8 protein-coding genes are annotated in these 17,174 nt (G+C 54.3%); 4 read left to right on the top strand and 4 right to left on the bottom strand.

Going from position 1 to position 17,174, the window contains the following annotated elements; genetic code table 11:
- Positions 1-108: 108 nt before the first annotated feature.
- On the bottom strand, positions 109-4,620 hold the full coding sequence (locus BARVI_RS03320) for a carboxypeptidase regulatory-like domain-containing protein (RefSeq protein ID WP_084546970.1): 4,512 nt from the start codon (positions 4,618-4,620) through the stop codon (positions 109-111).
- 112 nt (positions 4,621-4,732) lie between these two features.
- On the opposite strand from BARVI_RS03320, the gene BARVI_RS03315 reads away from it, so the two are divergent.
- Entirely contained in the window at positions 4,733-6,469 is a 1,737-nt protein-coding gene (locus tag BARVI_RS03315; protein WP_025277862.1) for a tetratricopeptide repeat protein, read from the top strand.
- 55 nt (positions 6,470-6,524) lie between these two features.
- Here the strand turns inward: BARVI_RS03315 and BARVI_RS03310 are convergent, their stop codons facing one another.
- Entirely contained in the window at positions 6,525-9,398 is a 2,874-nt protein-coding gene (locus BARVI_RS03310) for a PD-(D/E)XK nuclease family protein (RefSeq protein WP_025277861.1), read from the bottom strand.
- Positions 9,399-9,633: 235 nt separating this feature from the next.
- Here BARVI_RS03310 and BARVI_RS03305 point away from each other — a divergent pair, with 235 nt between their 5' ends.
- The 3 genes from BARVI_RS03305 to BARVI_RS03295 all read left to right on the top strand — a co-directional run bounded on the left by BARVI_RS03305 (position 9,634) and on the right by BARVI_RS03295 (position 14,647).
- Positions 9,634-10,410, top strand: a complete 777-nt coding sequence (locus BARVI_RS03305) for a carboxylesterase family protein (protein WP_025277860.1) — start codon at positions 9,634-9,636, stop codon at positions 10,408-10,410.
- Between the two features lie 198 nt (positions 10,411-10,608).
- Positions 10,609-12,591 (top strand): ABC-F family ATP-binding cassette domain-containing protein, encoded by a 1,983-nt coding sequence (locus BARVI_RS03300; protein WP_025277859.1) that lies wholly within the window; start codon positions 10,609-10,611, stop codon positions 12,589-12,591.
- A 25-nt stretch (positions 12,592-12,616) separates the two neighbouring features.
- A complete protein-coding gene (locus BARVI_RS03295; protein WP_025277858.1) occupies positions 12,617-14,647 on the top strand; it encodes a M13 family metallopeptidase in 2,031 nt (676 codons plus the stop codon).
- 86 nt (positions 14,648-14,733) lie between these two features.
- On the opposite strand, the gene BARVI_RS03290 is transcribed toward BARVI_RS03295, so the two are convergent.
- On the bottom strand, positions 14,734-14,961 hold the full coding sequence (locus BARVI_RS03290; RefSeq protein ID WP_025277857.1) for a hypothetical protein: 228 nt from the start codon (positions 14,959-14,961) through the stop codon (positions 14,734-14,736).
- Between the two features lie 573 nt (positions 14,962-15,534).
- Positions 15,535-17,085, bottom strand: coding sequence for a DUF5017 domain-containing protein (locus BARVI_RS03285; protein WP_084546969.1), 1,551 nt, complete (start codon positions 17,083-17,085; stop codon positions 15,535-15,537).
- Between the last annotated feature and the right edge of the window lie 89 nt (positions 17,086-17,174).

Here is a 17,174-nt window from a genome sequence, read left to right as displayed (position 1 = left end):
AGGGCGCTGCGGTGTGGAATGGAAGCTGATAGTGTACACTATCGGAGCGATTGCCTGTCACTCCTTGCGTGGGTGACCTGTTGTCCGGGCCTCATTGAGCGGCCGGGACTATCGGGTCACAATCAGTTTGGTCGTTTCGACGCGGTTGCCGGCTACGATTCGTACAATGTAGACTCCGGCGGGCAACTCCCGCACGCTGATTACCTCGTGGGCGGTGTGGCGCGATACTTCGTGACCCGACAGGTTGAGTATCGAGAGGTAGTCATATTCGCCCGATACGGTCACCACATCTTGGGCCGGATTGGGGTGTACGGTGAGGCTGTTCGCCTGGTTGCGGGCGATGCCGCTCTCTTCGTCTACCTCAAATTCAATCTCGGTGAGCGGGGTGGTAACCGATGAGAATACCGCTTTCACGCCGGCTTTGTGCGTCCCTTTCGAGAGGCCGGTGAAGAGGTAGCTGCTTTGCGGGGTGGTATTCACGCGCTCGCCGTCCAGGTAAACCTCAAACGAGATGTCGTCCTTCATCTTCTCCAAGTCGACCCCGTCGGGCAATTCCAGGCCGATGAAGATGTCGTCGACCATGAAGATGAAGATGTTGTCCGACACGCAGTTGATGGTTACGTAGCGGGCCTCGGCCGGGATTGTGTACCGGTATTCGTTCCATTGGCTCATGGGTACGCTGATGGGGCCCTCCTCGTTGAGCCAGATGAAGTCGGTGGCCTCTTTGCCGGTTGTGGAGTAGCCTACATTCATCTGTTCCTCACCGTAATCGTCGGTATAACTCTTGGCATAGAATTTCAGGACGAAATCGCGGTTGAAGTTCAACTCGGGCGAGATGACGTAGTCGTCGTTGGCACCCGGGCGGGCCGGGAACGAAGCCAGGTATTTCTCGCCGCTGTGCGGCCGGATATTCGAGTCGAAGAGGGCTATGTTCGGGTCGGTCGTGTAGGGGTTGAAGACGATGTAGGCCTTGGGCAGCTCGTCATTGATAAAGTCGACCCCGTCTATGCCGTAGGTCTCGCGGCCGTCGCCGTCGATGTAGCTCCAACCCACACTACCCGGCGAATTGATGGCAAAGTCGGTGTGCGACTCAAAGTCGTCGAAGAGGTAGTCGGCCACGTTCCAGTTAAAGATATAGCCCTGTTGCTGGTCGTCTTTTACTACTTCGAGGTTGAAGGGGTTGACGATATACTCCTGCAAGGTATAGTCCGAAAGGGTGTAGCTGTTCTCGGTCGAGAAGTCTGCGTTTTGGACCGTGAAATCGTTGAAGCCTTTCAGTGTAATCGACACGTTGTAAAGCCCCTTCCATACCTGGTCGAAGACTACCTGACCCGCCTTGTCGGCCGTGCCGGTATAGACGTGGTCGGCATTCCCGTCGACGTGGGCCAGTACCACATGGGCGCTTTGGGCCTCGTTTTGGGGCGTATTGGTTTTCAGGTTCAGGGTAATCCGAGTGTACATGTCCTTGTCGAGCGGTTGCGAGAAGGCAGCCGGCGAGACGATGGCCCCGTTGTTGTAGCCGGTAGTCACGGCATAGCGGTAGATGCCTTGCGTCAAGGCGTTCCATGTGTTGTCGGTGTAGGTGAGCTCTTCGACCGGTGTCTCGGTTAACAGGGTCCATTCGCTCGGGGTCTCCTGTTGACCGTCGGTCAGCCGCCATACCGAGTAACGCTTGTCGGTCGTGGTCGAGGGTAACTCGTCCTCGCCCAGCAGGATACCGATGCCGCGAATCATCAGCGAACGTCTGATGTCGTGCTCCTCGGTATAGGTGAATTGTCCCGTGGTGTAGTCCTCGGCATAGCAGTTGGTCTGTTCGGTGAAGGGATAGTCGGGACCTTCGCCGTTGTCGAGACCCAATCCCACGTGACCCTCGTAGCTGATGGCCAGCATATATCCGTTGGGGGCATCGATCGGTTCGGGGAAGTCGAAGGTGGTCCATCCCATATCCTTGTTCGGCACGTTCATCTGCGAGAACAGAAGGGTAGAGGTGGGGTTCCCCTCGGCGTCCAGGTCGAACACGAATACGTTGACCGTGGGGTGAGTGGTGAGGTAGTTCTCGGTGAACCAGGTCATTTGCATGAGTTTGGCCGGGGTGCGGAACACCGCGCCATAGACGCTCTTGGCGGTTGAACTGGAGGTTCCCAGTCGGCCGCTGTGTATGCCATTGTCGTGACGGAACTGCCGGGTATCGACGGGTTCTTCCCAGGCGATTACCGTCGTTTCGCCCTGGCGGGTAGCCGATACGGCGTGGGGCGGCAGCGGCTTGTCCGTCAATACGATGTTGTTCAACACGAGATCTCCGCCCGTTACGTTTATCGTCAGGGTGGTGTCGCTCATGCCGTACCGTTCGATGGACAGGGCATATTGCTCGGCCTCATACACCTGCGGGAACGAGAAGGAACCGTCGGTGCCCGACTGGGTCGAATAGTCGGCATAACCGGTTATCGAGAGCTTGGCCTGGTCGACGGGTCTGTTCTGCACATTGACCAGTTTGCCGCTCACCGAGTAGACGGGCAGCAGCTCCATCGTCTGGTTCACCGTGGTGGTTTCGCCCATCTCTACGGTGATACCGGTCTGTTCGGCCGGGCGGTAACCCATTTTGTCGAAACGGAGGGTGTAGCTGCCGATTTCCAGCTCCTTGAAAGTATAGGCTCCCGATTCGTCGGTAGTCTGTTGCAGGTCATGGCCCTGAATCGACACGGTAACCCCTTCCAGCGGGTTGGTACCGTCGGTTACGATTCCCGAGATGCTACCCTCGTTCACCTCTTCCAGTGTAACGTCGGTCAGGTAGAGGATAAACATATAGGGATCGGAATAGCAGTGGAACGAGATATAGTAGTTGCCTGTTTCCAAATCTTGCGGAAGAATTACTTTGTGCTCGGTGAGTGTGAACTCCTCGACCAGGTAGTCGCCCAACTGTACGGTTTGCCCCTCGATGCTGGCATCGGTTCCCAGGTAGACGGCCACCTTCTCGGGGTAGCTCGAATCGTAGGCTTGGAGCTTGAAGCGCAGGCGGTAGCTCTTCCCCTGTTCCAGGTGAATGGGCGAGGAGATGAGCCAGTCGTCGCCACCGGTCTCGCCGTCCTCGTTGTAGTAGTAATAGGCGGCGTCCATGGTGGTCTCGCGTTTCCAGGAGTAATCGTCGTGGTTGGCGTCGATGACGCTCCACAGGGCAAACTGGTCGTCGGTGGCGAAATTACAGAAATAGGGTACGCTCAGCGCCGGGCCCAGTACCAGCTTGTCGGTTGTGACGACCGGGCTTTCGCCCTCGGGGGTGATTGCCTGTATCTGGTAGGCATAGTAGTCGCGCGAGTCGATGGTGTTGTCGATGTACTCGGTGGCGGATATGGATCCGGCAATTATCTGATTCCCGGGTTGGCGGGTAATCTTATAGGTCAGCGACGAGGCATCTATCCAGCCGCCGTTTATACCCGATTGGGGCGCTTGCCAGCTAATCCGGGCACTGGTCTCGTCGAGTCGGGTCACGACAGGTTGGGCAGGTGCCGCCGGCAGGTCGCGTCCCACGAATACCGCTTGGGCGGTAGTGAGGCTGTTGCCCAGGCTGTTGATGGCCGAGAGGCTGTAAACTTGGAGACCCTTCTCGGTGATTTGGGTATCGGTCCAACTCTCTTTCTGCCCGATAATCGGGTTGTCGATGGTGTGAACGAGCTGGTCGTTGCGATAGATTTCCAGGCGCGACAGTTCGGTCAGACTGCCTCCGCCAAAAGTCGTGGCGGGGTTGGTCCAGCTCAGCTGGGCCGACAGGGCACCCTGTTCGCCGGGTGTTACGGTCAAATCGGTTATCTCGGCGGGCGCATCGGCATTGGTCTTTTTGAAGGGAATATAGAGACCTACCACTTGGGCATCGTTACCCAGCCAGCTGATTTGTTGGGCGGCACCGGTGTTGGTGTCGACAGTGCCCCAGAAGTTGTCGCCGGCCCAGTAGAGCAGGTTGGTCTCGTGGTCGAACTCCATCGTTTGTAAGTAGTCCTCGCTCACGCGTTCGCCGGTATTGCCGATGCTGGTGGCCGCACCGGTCGACTTGTCGATGCTCCACAGGTCGCCATAGTCGATGTCGATGGCATAGAGTTGCCCTTCGTAGGAGCAGGCCAGGGTCATGAATTTGTTCTCGCCCATCTCGCCTACGGTGGTAGCCTCGCCCGTCGTCAAGTCTATTTTGAGCAGAACGGCGGTATAGACATTTTCGTCATAGGCGGTGGCAAACATGGTTTGCGTGGAGTAGTCGTAGGTCATGTCCTGGAAAAGAAACGGCATGCCCCGATAGTCGGCTACCTGAGTCGACTCGCCGGTGGCGAGATTGATGCGGTTGAACGAGTAGGGCGTGGCATTGTAACCGTCGGTCTCATACAGGTAGACGTAGTAGAAACCTTCGGCATAAGCTCCGGCGCAGGCAACCCGGGCGGGGTCGTAGGGCCATACCGACTGGATATTTTCGGCGTTGTCGGTTGTAAATTTGCAAATGCCATAGTCGCTTTGGTTGTAATTGTCGTACCGCAGCCAGCCATAGACTTCACGGCTTTCGGTTTGGGCATTCGTCGGCAGGGCAAGGAGTAGGGCGCCCAGGAATGCCAACAGGGAAAGGAGTCTTACTTTTCTCATGGGTATCTGTTTTGTTTTTTTTGACAAGCAAATATAGTGGATAAGCGTTGTTTGTCGGGGAAAACACGATGGACAATTGGTGGACAAACATCTTTTTTACTATCTTTGTGTCATGGGAAGAGGTATTTTGATTGTCGTTTTGTTGCTTGGCTTTTTAAGGGGCTTCGCCGAGAAGCCGGTCAGCTCCTATTGGAAGCCGGTCGACCCTGTGTTCGATTCGATTGCTGCCGTGCTGGAATTGGAATTTATCGAGGGTGATGATGCACTGAGTCGTGACTCGCTCATACAGGAACTTTACCGAAAGGCCGGGGACAATCCCGGGAAAAAGGTGTATCGCTGGCGAGCCAAGTTCTGGGACGCCCGGGCCCAACTCAAAAAGAACAATTCCGACTCTACCCTCCGGTTGATCGACGAGGCTTATAACGAGGTGGATTCGGTGAGATATACCTATGATTTCATGCGCATTTTCCACTTGTGGAGTGTCATGAACAAGGAGCAACCGCATGTGACCTATGGCCATCTGAAACGGATTGCGGGGTATTATGCCCACACCGGCAACCTCTTCATGCTGGCCCATGCCTATATCGACATGGGGAATATATTGAGCCGGGTGAAGGATTACCCCAAGGCTTTGGAGTATTTCCAGAAGGCCGATGCCTACTATCGGGAATTGGGCGAGGCGATTTATCGGGCGAAAAATCAGTTGAACATATCGAATGTACTGTTCTTGATGGGCGAGACCTCTCGTTCCGACCAGATTTTGCACGGGTTGTTGCGCAACCCCGTGTGTGTAGGGGATACCGCTTTTCATATCAGCACGTTGCTGTCGTTGACCGAGCATGATATTGCCCGAAGCGAAAAGTATGTTACCGAGGCTTACCGCTTGTCGACGGCGTTTGCCAACCGGGGGCTCTCGATTCAATCCGAATATTTCCTGGGGCGTTATTATCAAGATGCCCGCAATCCGGCCCGGGCTTTATCGTATTATCGCATGGCAGTTCGACAAATGGACAAGCGTAATATCGACCTGGTGGTGCCGGCCATGAAGAGCATGTCGGACTGCTTTGCCTCTCTGCATCAAACCGATAGCGCCTATTTTTATCTGAATCGCTACGAACATTACAAGGATTCGCTGGACCAGATCAACAGCCTGGCCGAGATTCGACACTTGGAGAGCCGGGCAGCCATCGAGAAGCAGGAGATGGAGTTGCAGCAGGCCGAGGAGCGAAACTGTTTCCGGCTTGTACTGGTCGGGGTGGGGGGAGCCTTGATTCTTTGTCTGGCTGTTTTCATCTGCTATGTCTTTTGGAAGAGATCCCGCGACGAGCAGGTGAAAAAGCAGATGAAGGAGCTTGAAAACAAGGAACTTACCATGCGGCTGGAACATGAGACTCTGCAAAAGGACTATTTCAAGATGGAGGTGGAGTCGAAAGATCGTGAACTGGCCTCCAATTCGTTGATTATCATGGAGAAGAACCGGGCCTTGAAGTCACTGGTCGAGGAGTTGGAACGGGAGAAGGCGATGGGGAACATCACACCGGGCGTGGCCTCGCAAATCGGGCACAATGTGAAGATTCACCTGGGTAGCGGCAACGAGTGGGACTTCTTCAAGATGCAGTTTGTCAAGGTTCACCCCGAGTTTTTCGTACGCCTGAAAGCCCTGTGCCCCACCATTACCGAGGGGGAGTTGAGGTTGTGTGCCTATATCCGCACCGGCATGGAAATCAAACACATTGCACAGATGCTCTCGTTGCAGCCCGAGAGCGTGAAGAAGAGCCGTTACCGGTTGCGACAGAAGTTGCAACTCGGCAAGGAGGATTCGCTCGAAGACTTTTTACGGAATATTTAAGCACACTTTTCCAGAAGCCGCTCCCGGTTTATCGACTGTCCGCTGAGGTACAGGATTATCGCTTGCACAGTAGTTTGAAGTCGCAATACTGGCAGTGCAACTCCTCGGTTGTCTGGGTGAAGGGGCGGCCGAGGTCGAAAATTTCGTCGAGGCAGGCGGTGAGGCATTGGTCGAAATCGGCAGCCACCCGGTCGAAATCGGTAAACGGCTCCTTCTCGTACTTGATGTTCCACTCGAACTTGTCGAAGAGGTTGCGTATGATGTAGATGGCCGGGTATATGGGCGATGCCGGGTGGTAGTTCTCCCGGTACAGTTTGCAGTAAAGCAGCACTTGCAGTATGGCCTTGCGGCGCTCGGTCGCCGAGCTGTCGAAGAGCTCCCCGACCGACTGGAAGTCGAGCCGCTCCTTTCCCGTCTTGTAATCGACAATGCGGATACGGCCGTTGCACTCGTCCACCCGGTCGATAAACCCTTTCAGTTGCACGGCCCGGTGGTGGCTGATGGGAGCCTCGCCCGTGATGCGCAACTCGGAAGCCCGGTAGACGAAGGGGGTGAGCGCACGATCCTTTTCGAGAGTCTTGTCGATGAGTTTGAGGATAATCTCGCCCGTGAGGTAGTCGTAGCCCGTGAGCGCCTTGGGGTGTTGCGGCGTCTTGTAGTAGTCGTTGGCAAAGCAGATTTCGAGGTAGTGGGTGAGCAGGGCTTTGTCCTTGCGCACGGCGTCGATGTGGTCGGCCGTGACGGTCACCTGTTCGCGGTCGCCCTTGATGCGGTCGTAGATGCGTTGCATCATGCCGTGGTAGATGCTGCCGAAGGTGCCGCTGTCGACACTCTCGGCCACGTCGTCGGGACGTTCGAGCCCCTCGATATATTGCAGGTAAAATTGCAGGGGGCAGTTCAGATAGCGGTTGATGGCACTGGCTGAGAGGGCGCTCTTCCCGCCCGAGAGGAAATCGGCCAGTTTCTGTTCGATGCCGTAGCGGTGCTTGTCGACCGTGATGGTCGTGGGCGAGAAGGTGGCGATGTCGCAGTTGACCTGAATCTCGCGAATAGGCACGCGGTAGTGGTATTTCAACTGGTAGATATAGCGGCTCACCTCGCCGCTTTTGAGCCCTTCGGCCCGGCTGTCGTAGAGCAGATACACCCGCTTGGCCCGGCTAATCATGCGGTAGAAATAGTAGGCGTAGATGCTGTCCTGATGTTCGGTCGTGGCCATGCCGAAACCGCGTCGCAGGTTGTAGGGAATGAAGGAGGCCGCCACCTTCTTCACCGGGAATACCCCCTCGTTCATCGAGAGAATGATGAGGTTCTCGAAATCGAGTGCCCGTGTTTCGAGCACACCCATGATTTGCAGACCCGAGAGGGGCTCGCCCCGGAAGGGTATCGAAATCGAAGCGGCCATCTTCCCCAACAGCCGGAAGAAGGTGTCGACACTCATGGCGATGTGTTGCTCGGTCATCACGTCGCGCAACCGCTTGATGGTGATGTAGTAGTGGTACATGAACTCCCGCTCTACGGCCGAGAAGCCTACGGGTGAGTTATCGTCGTCGGTCACCTCGTCGGCCGGGGCATCTTGTTGCAGGTATTCGAGCAGGCGGGTAAGGTAGTCGGCCGCCTCGTCGGCTGTGGTGGGAATGCGGAACAGCAACTCGATGAGCGGGTGATGTCCCAGTTCGACAGGGGAGACGAAGGCCCGGTTGTTGTCGTTGATGAATGTGGTGATGCGATGCGCCTCGTCGCCCAGACGTGAGGCGATGAAGCGATGCCCCAGCAGTTGCTTGACGTCGATGTGATAGAAACGCGGGTCGCCCTTGGTGAAACGTATGTGGCGTTGCATCTGGAAGACCGAATCCATGAGAGCCGCTACCGTGGTATGTTGCAGCGTGTAGCCCATGGTGATGTTGACCGTCGTGATGTCGGACGGAATGGAGTAGAGCATGGGCAGCAGCAACTCCTCGTCGGGGAGGACGATAGCCGTGTCGATGGCCCGTTCGGGCGAAAGCAGTTTCTCGTCGATGAGCTGTTGCAGAATGTCGGTTGCCTGCTTGGCCTGCCCCACGGCCGACGGTATCGAGATGAGCTCGATCTGGGGTGTCTCGTCGATATGCTCGTCGATTACGATTTTCGAGGGAAAGCGCCGCTTGTTGTCGTTGAGGAAGAAGGCCGCCTTGTTGTACGAGTCTTGCAGGGTAGGGGCGTAGTAGTCCCAGTAGAAGTCGCCCTGCCCCGTGTCGCGCAGATACTCCATGAATACCCGTTCGGCCTCGGTGATGGCGTTGAACCCCACGAAGACCACCTGCGTGTAGGGCAGGTCGAGCGGCTCTTTGCGGCGGCACCGCTCGGCCACCTCGCGGAAAATCATGCCTTCGTAAGCCTTGTTCCGGTCGGCCAGGTCTTGCCGCAGCCGGGTGTAGAGGTCGTAGAGAATCTGCCACAGTTGAATGAACTGCTGCTTGTTGTCGCTCTCGGTCGAGGGGAAGAAGAGGTGCCCCCAGAAACGTTTGATGATTTCAATCTGTTCGTCGGTAAGGTAAAATTCGTCAATCTCTTTCAGGTCGTGAATGTTGGTGTAGAGCTGGCGGGCGTCGACCATATACTTGTCCACGTCGTCAAAGTCGCCCAGCAACATGTCGCCCCAGAAGACAAAGTTGTCGAAGGTCTCGTCGCTCTGTCGCAACTCGATATACCGCTTGTAAAGCATCACCAGCAGACTGATGCGGTCGATGGCCGTGTAGGGCGACAGCTCGGCCAGGAGGTCGTTGATGGTGGTCACCCGGGGCGAGAAGAGCGGCTTGCCCGCCACCTCGGCCAGGTATTTCTGGAAAAAGATGCCGCTTCGCCGGTTGGGAAAGACAAAGGCGAGTTGCGAGATTTCGGAGCCATAGCGTTGATAAAACGCCTGGGCTATGCGGTATAGAAACGGAGTCATATCGGGACGGTACGGTTTTACCCTACAAGTTTACGGTTTTTTATCCACATGGTGAAATCTGCGGGCAAAAATGAAAGGACTCAGGTTCCTTTATGACCCGCATTGTTCAATTTCTCAATCGGGTTGTTGCGGGTGTCGTGGTAAAAGTTTTACCTTTGTTTTTACAAAAACTTGTAGAGGAGGTGAATTGGTTTATATTTGAATAATTGTGTATGATTCTGAAATAATCCCGATTATGAATAAGAAAATAATTTCCCTGTTGGCCCTGTTGTTGGTGTGGTGTACAGCCGGCGCGCAAGAGGTGTTTGAAAAGAGAGTCTATGTGTCGTCTGCGGGCGACAGCCTGTTGTATCGGGTACTGCCCCCCGAGAATTTGAAGAAGGGCAAGAAATATCCGCTGGTCCTGTTCCTGCACGGGGCCGGCGAGCGGGGCAATGACAATGAGAAACAGTTGACGCACGGCGGGCAGATGTGGCTCAACCCGGTGAACCGCGAGAAACACCCGGCTTTTGTGCTGTTTCCGCAGTGTCCGTCCGACGGATATTGGGCCTATATGGCTCGCCCTACCTCTTTCATGCCCGCCGAGATGCCGGTGGAGGTACCCCTTTCGCCGATATTCCAGGCCGTGAAGGAGTTGCTGGATACCTATCTGGCCCGGCCCGAAGTAGACAAGAGCCGCATTTACGTCATGGGACTCTCCATGGGTGGTATGGGCACGTTCGACATGGCCGTGCGCTATCCCGATATTTTCGCGGCCGCTATCCCCATTTGCGGCTCGGTGAATCCTGAGCGGCTGAAAGCGGCAAAGCGTGTGAAGTTTCACATCTTTCACGGCGATGCCGACGAGGTGGTTACACCCGAGGGCTCCCGTCAGGCCTACAAGACCTTGAAGACCGTTGGGGCCGATGTGGAGTATATCGAGTTCCCCGGCTGTAATCATGGAAGCTGGAATCCAGCCTTCAACTATCCCGGGTTTATGGACTGGCTGTTTGCCCAGAAGAAAAAGAGATAATGGCATTTCGTTAGCCGCAGGGCGCTCCCAATCGGGGGCGCCCTGCGGCTATCCGTTTTAATCAATCGTCCTTGCTTTCTGCTCACCTTTCATTATATATAGGCGACGGCGCGAGATAAAAAATATCTGAAACGATGTTTCGATATTTTATTCTCCACTCATCTTTTCGTATCTTTGTCGGCTGATAAAACGAGAAATATGATATCGATAGAAGGACTTTCGGTTGCTTTTGGTGGAAATACGTTGTTCGATAACATCACTTATGTCATCAACAAACGTGATCGCATCGCCTTGGTCGGGAAGAACGGGGCGGGCAAATCGACCATGCTGAAAATCATAGCCGGGTTGCAGGCGCCTACCTCGGGCCGGGTGAATATGCCGAAAGATCTTACCGTGGGGTATCTGCCTCAGCAGATGAACCTGACCGACTCCCGCACCGTGATGCAGGAGGCCGAGCAGGCTTTTGCCCACATCTTTGAATTGCAGGCGCGCATCGAGCGCATGAATACCGAACTGGCCGAACGAACCGACTACGAGTCGGACGACTACCAGGAGCTTATCGAGCGGGTATCCAACGCCAACGAGCAACTCTCGCTCATCGGGGCGGCCAACTATCAGGCCGAAATCGAAAAGACCTTGATTGGCTTGGGCTTCACGCGCGACGATTTCAATCGCAATACCTCGGAGTTCAGCGGGGGCTGGCGCATGCGCATCGAGCTGGCCAAGCTGCTGTTGCAGCGCCCCGACGTGCTGCTGCTCGACGAGCCTACCAACCACCTCGACATCGAGTCGATACAGTGGCTCGAAAATTTTCTGGCCACGCGTGCCAATGCCGTGGTGCTGGTTTCGCACGACCGCGCCTTTATCGACAACGTGACAACTCGCACCATCGAGATTTCGATGGGACACATCTACGACTATCAGGTCAACTATTCGCACTATGTCGTTCTGCGGCAGGAGCGTCTCGAACAGCAACGCCGTGCCTATGAGAACCAACAGAAACAGATACAGGACACCGAGGCCTTTATCGAGCGCTTTCGCTACAAGGCAACCAAGTCGGTGCAGGTGCAGTCGCGCATTAAGCAACTGGCCAAACTCGAACGGGTGGAGGTCGACGAGGTAGACACGTCGCACCTGAATTTGAAATTTCCCCCGGCTCCCCGCTCGGGCGACTATCCCGTCATTGCCGAGGGGGTGGGCAAGAGCTATGGCGACCACCTGGTCTTTGCCGATGCCACCTTTACCATCAAGCGGGGCGAGAAGGTAGCTTTCGTGGGCAAGAACGGTGAGGGTAAGTCGACGATGGTCAAGTGCATCATGGGCGAGATACCCTTCACCGGTACTTTGAAGATAGGGCACAACGTGAAGATAGGCTACTTTGCCCAGAACCAAGCGAGCCTGCTCGACGAGTCGCTCACCGTGTTCGAAACCATCGACCGAGTGGCCGTGGGCGATATACGCACCAAGATACGCGACATCTTGGGCGCCTTCATGTTTGGCGGCGAAGCGTCGGACAAGAAGGTGAAGGTGCTCTCGGGTGGCGAACGTACGCGGCTGGCCATGATACGCCTGTTGCTCGAACCGGTCAACCTGCTTATTCTCGACGAGCCTACCAACCACCTCGACATGCGCACCAAAGATGTGTTGAAACAGGCCATACGCGACTTCAACGGCACGGTGATTGTGGTTTCGCACGACCGCGAATTCCTCGACGGACTGGTGTCGAAGGTCTATGAGTTCGGGGGCGGACGGGTGCGTGAGCACCTGGGCGGCATCTACGATTTTCTCGAAAGCCGCAAACTCGAATCATTGCGCGAACTCGAACAGCGCAATCCCGCACCGCCTGCGGCCGATAAAAAGGCTACGGCTCCGAAAGCCGAGGCCTCGGCATCTGCCATTTCGGCTGGGAATGAGGGCTCGAAACTCTCGTATGAGGAGCAGAAGGAATTGGCACGGCGTTTGCGGAAGGCAGAAAAGGCGGTGGCCGATGTCGAAAAGGAGATTGCCGACCTCGACGCGCAGATTGCCAGCCTCGAAGAGAAGCTGGCTACTCCCGATGGGGCTGCCGATACCACCCTCTATGAACAGCACGGGCAGTTGAAGAAACAGCTCGACGACGCCATGTGGCGGTGGTCCGAGGCCTCCGAGTCGTTGGAACAGTTGCAGAAACAGAATAAATGAGACACATAAATAAATGTATTGTAAAATGAAAAAAGTAATGATTTTATCGTTTGCAGCAGCCTTGATTGCTACGGGCTGCACCAGCAAATCGGTGACAAAGACGCCGGGTATCGACCTTACCAACCTCGATACGACGGTAGCCTGCGGCGACGATTTCTATGAGTATGCCTGCGGCGGCTGGATGAAAAAAAATCCGTTGAAACCCGAGTATGCCCGCTACGGTTCGTTCGACCAGTTGCGGGAGAACAACCAGGAGCAAATCCGTGTGCTCTTCGAGGAGTTGGGTAAACAGAAGGCCGAACCGGGCAGTGTGGCCCAAAAGATTGGCGACCTCTACAACATGGGGCTGGACAGTGTGCGCTTGAATCAAGAGGGTGCAGCTCCTATCGCCGACGAACTCAAACGCATTCAATCGCTCTCGGGCAAAGAGGCTGTGAGCGCCATGATCGGTGAGATGCACCGCACCATGTCGGCTCCGTTCTTTGCCATCTATGTCGATGCCGATGCCAAGAACAGCTCGATGAATCTGGCCGGTTGGTATCAGGCTGGCATGAACATGGGCGACCGTGACTACTATGTGGTTGACGACGAGAACAACCGCAAGATTCGCGACAGCTACCGCAACTACATCAAAACCCTCTTTACCCTGGCCGGGTACAGCCAGGAGGCTGCCGAGCAGGCTGCCGCTACGGTGCTGAAAGTGGAGACCGCTATTGCCAAGGCCGCTTTCACCCGCGAAGAGTTGCGTGATCCGCAGGCTGGCTACAACGTGATGACGGTGGCCGAGTTGAAGAAACAGTGCGACGGACTCGACTGGGACGTCTACTTCAATACCGTAGGCCTCGACAGCTTGCAGAAGATCAACATCGGTCAGCCCCGTACGCTCAAAGCCGTGAACGAACTGCTTAAAACCCTGAGCGAGCAGGAGATGCGCGACTATCTGGCCTTCAACTGCATCGACGGTGCAGCTCCCTATCTGAGCGACGATTTCGTGAATGCCCGCTTCGATTTCTACTCCAAGACCCTGTCGGGTAAAGAGCAGATTGAACCGCGTTGGAAACGGGCTCTTAATGTAGCCAACGGCGTGCTGTCGGAGGCTGTGGGCGAAATGTATGTAGCCAAGTATTTCCCGCCCGAAGCCAAGGAGCGCATGGTACAGCTTGTGGCCAATTTGCAGACGGCTTTGGGTCAGCATATCGACAGCCTCGAATGGATGAGCGACGAGACCAAGGCCAAAGCTCATGAGAAGCTGAATGCCTTCTATGTAAAAATCGGTTATCCCGACAAATGGCGCGATTACAGCGGCCTGACCATCGACCCCAAGGAGAGCTACTATGCCAACGTGCGTCGTGCCGCCGAGTTTGAGACGCTCTATTCACTCAAAGATGAGGGAAAACCCGTCGACAAGACCAAGTGGTTCATGAGCCCGCAAACGGTGAATGCCTACTACAATCCCAGCTCCAACGAGATTTGCTTCCCGGCCGGTATTCTGCAACCGCCCTTCTTTAATTTCGATGCCGACGATGCCGTCAACTACGGTGGTATCGGGGTAGTAATCGGCCACGAAATGACCCACGGGTTTGACGACCAGGGCCGTCAATTCGACAAGGACGGAAACTTGAACGACTGGTGGACTCCTGCCGATGCCGAGCAGTTTAACAAACGGGCCGAAATTCTGGCCAAACAGTACGACAACATCATCGTGCTCGACACGGTTCATGCCAACGGTCACTTCACTCTGGGTGAGAATATTGCCGACCACGGAGGTCTGCGTGTAGCCTATACCGCCTTCCGTAATTCGCTCAACGGGGTAGAGCCTGCTCCGATCGACGGCTTCACGGCCGACCAGCGTTTCTACCTCTCTTATGCTACGCTGTGGGCCGGGAACATTCGCGATGCCGAAATTCTGCGTCTGACCAAAATCGATCCCCACTCGCTGGGTCGCTGGCGTGTAAATGCTGCTCTGCGCAATATCGACTCCTTCTTCAAGGCGTTCAATATCAAAGAGGGTGACCCCATGTATCTGGCTCCCGAAGATCGGGTAATCATTTGGTAAATCGCATAGCCTGATTTCTATGATACGTCAAGGGCCAACCGGAATATTCCGGTTGGCCCTTTTTATTATATCTGTCGGTTGGTTAATCAGGTGGTGTATTGGAGTATTTGCAGCAGGTCGGCCTCGACGAGGTTGAGCCGCTTTTGTATGCGGTATAGCGGGACATTCAACTTTTCCGATATGTCTTCGTCGCTGAACCCTTTTTCACGCAGTTGGCAGACGAGGCGTTGCAGGTCGTCCATCTTTTCGGCGATGAGGAGCAGCTCCTGGTCATATAAATCTTCGGCTGTGACGGCCCGCAAATAGGGCTCCATCTCCGACCGCGTTGCGCAAGACTGGCGGTATAACTTCACTATATTTTTATAATCGTGAACGAAAATAGAGAGAAGTATTTTGAAAAAAAATGGCTTGAGTCTTGGAGACAACATAAACTTTTTTATATTTTAGACGTATATATAAAGACCTTCGCCTAATTCATTCGTAAAAAGATGTCTTACTTGCTTTCCTCGAATGTCGTGTATTACACTTATTAGGCGAAGGCACTAAAAAATCCTTCTTCCCACGTGGTGTGCAACACACGATTTTTTCCCAAGATAAGCAAGTAAGACGATTCAAAAATAAAAAATAGATTTGAATAAAAAGGGGAGCTCGATTCCCTTTTTTCAAGAAAAGTGGGATTTTATCTCCTGTGTACTAATTAAATAGATTGAAACTTATTTCGATGGTTTATTGTGGCGAGGGAGAACATGCCGCTTCTCCCCTGGCAAGGGGTACCGTCCGTGATGAACCGTCTGGCTTTAAAACAAGAATCCCGGCCCACAGGGCCGGGATTCTGTATGTCTGGGAGGGTCATACTGCGATGACCTTCTGATGGGTTATTGCGACGGTTAGAAAACGATAGCCTTTACACCGTTGACGATATAGATGCCGGCAGGCAGGCTGATGGGGTTGCTGCCCTCGACGATTTGTGTGCGGAGCACCTCCATACCCGTCATGGAGTAGATGGCAATCTCTTCGGCTTTGTCCGAGAGTACAACAATTTCGCCTTTACCGCTGATGACCTTCATCTCGTTCAGGGTTGCGCTGCTTACACTCAAATTCTCGCCTTGGGCAGACAAGTCGGTAATCTCCCATTGGGCCGAGTCATCGGAATTACCTCCACCAATGTATTTGAAGGCGATGCGGACCGGAGCTTGCAGCTCGTTGTGCGATATTGTACCCGATTCGGTCCATGTTTCCTTTGCAGAAGGCCATTGGGCTTGCGAGGTAATATCGGTCCAGGTAGCTTCGTTGGGATCGTCCATGGTGAGGGGATCGAAATCGAACGAGATGAGCATTGCCAGAGCCGGGCCTTCGTATTTGGTCCACGACGAGAAGGAGAACTCGATGCTCGAAGCTGCTACGGCAGGCGATACCAACCAGGTTTCGCTCTCGCCCTTACCAAAACCTTTGGCTACTACACCATATTTCGGATCGGACTCCCAAGCCATGTTGCCTTTTACCGAATAGTTGAGCCAGTCGCCCAAGCCGCTCTTGAAGTCGATGGAGTAGGGCAGAGTTACCAAATTGTTGAGTACGGTTAATGTATAGCTAACGACAGCACCCTCATACGAGTCGTTGGCTGCCACTGAGGCCGAGATCTCGGTTTCGCCGGCAGCTACCAACGTCACGAGGCCGTTGTTGTCGATGGTTGCCACACCGGTGTTGGAGCTGGCATATACGATGGGACTTGTCGATACCGTGGTGGCCCGGCTTGCGAATGTAGCTCCGGCAGTAAAGATTTTGGTCTTGTTGCTGCCGTCGGTGAAAGCCAGTTGGGCCGAGGGGAGTCCCGATTCTTCCAATTTGAACAGGGCGGGAACGTAGTAGCCTTCACTGGTAACATTATTCTCGACATAGGGCCCGAATGCGTTGTTTCTCTCTCCTGTTTCTTTGTTTAATACCGAGTTGTTCAATAAGATGCAACGGATTTTGGTGTCAGGGTCGCTGACGTTGGCATTGATGGTATTGACATTTTTCAGTAAGATGCCGTTGTCACCGTTCTCGGCCTTCCACTGGTCTTTGGTTACGTCGCTGTTGGCCGTCGTGTTGTACGTGAAGTTGGTACCGCTGGCATATCCTACAATGTTGTTACCGTTCTTGATGGTGATAATGCCATTGGCTACCTCAAATTCAAATACAAGGCTCTTGTCCGGGTCGACCATCGATGATTCGTCACCGGTGATTTCGAGATCTACGGGAACAAATTTCTTATTGCTGCCGAATTCGTTACTCATGGCTTTTTTGTTGGCGATGAGCATGTATGAACCGGTTGTAATCTCGTCCGCCGAGTTTACTTTGGTGAACGTGCCGACACCCGGATAGGCTGCCTGCGAGGTAAATGTACCCACCGATAGGGCGGCGAGCAATACCCATGAAGAAAGTGTAAAGTTTTTCATAAGCTATATTTTAGTTAGTGTAGAATAAATAATTTAACTGCCACAAATATATTAAAAAAAGAAAATAAATCTCCATACAGAGAGATTTA

The sequence above is a fragment of the Barnesiella viscericola DSM 18177 genome (genome assembly GCF_000512915.1).
Classification (GTDB): Bacteria; Bacteroidota; Bacteroidia; order Bacteroidales; family Barnesiellaceae; genus Barnesiella; species Barnesiella viscericola.
The sequence above is the reverse complement of the archived record's forward strand: the minus strand, read 5'-3'. Positions and strand labels throughout refer to the sequence as shown.

Coding starts and splice junctions, on each gene's coding strand:
- BARVI_RS03320 (WP_084546970.1), bottom strand. CDS start 4,620: ATGAGAAAAGTAAGACTCCTTTCCCTGTTGGCATTCCTGGGCGCCCTA.
- BARVI_RS03315 (WP_025277862.1), top strand. CDS start 4,733: ATGGGAAGAGGTATTTTGATTGTCGTTTTGTTGCTTGGCTTTTTAAGG.
- BARVI_RS03310 (WP_025277861.1), bottom strand. CDS start 9,398: ATGACTCCGTTTCTATACCGCATAGCCCAGGCGTTTTATCAACGCTAT.
- BARVI_RS03305 (WP_025277860.1), top strand. CDS start 9,634: ATGAATAAGAAAATAATTTCCCTGTTGGCCCTGTTGTTGGTGTGGTGT.
- BARVI_RS03300 (WP_025277859.1), top strand. CDS start 10,609: ATGATATCGATAGAAGGACTTTCGGTTGCTTTTGGTGGAAATACGTTG.
- BARVI_RS03295 (WP_025277858.1), top strand. CDS start 12,617: ATGAAAAAAGTAATGATTTTATCGTTTGCAGCAGCCTTGATTGCTACG.
- BARVI_RS03290 (WP_025277857.1), bottom strand. CDS start 14,961: ATGGAGCCCTATTTGCGGGCCGTCACAGCCGAAGATTTATATGACCAG.
- BARVI_RS03285 (WP_084546969.1), bottom strand. CDS start 17,085: ATGAAAAACTTTACACTTTCTTCATGGGTATTGCTCGCCGCCCTATCG.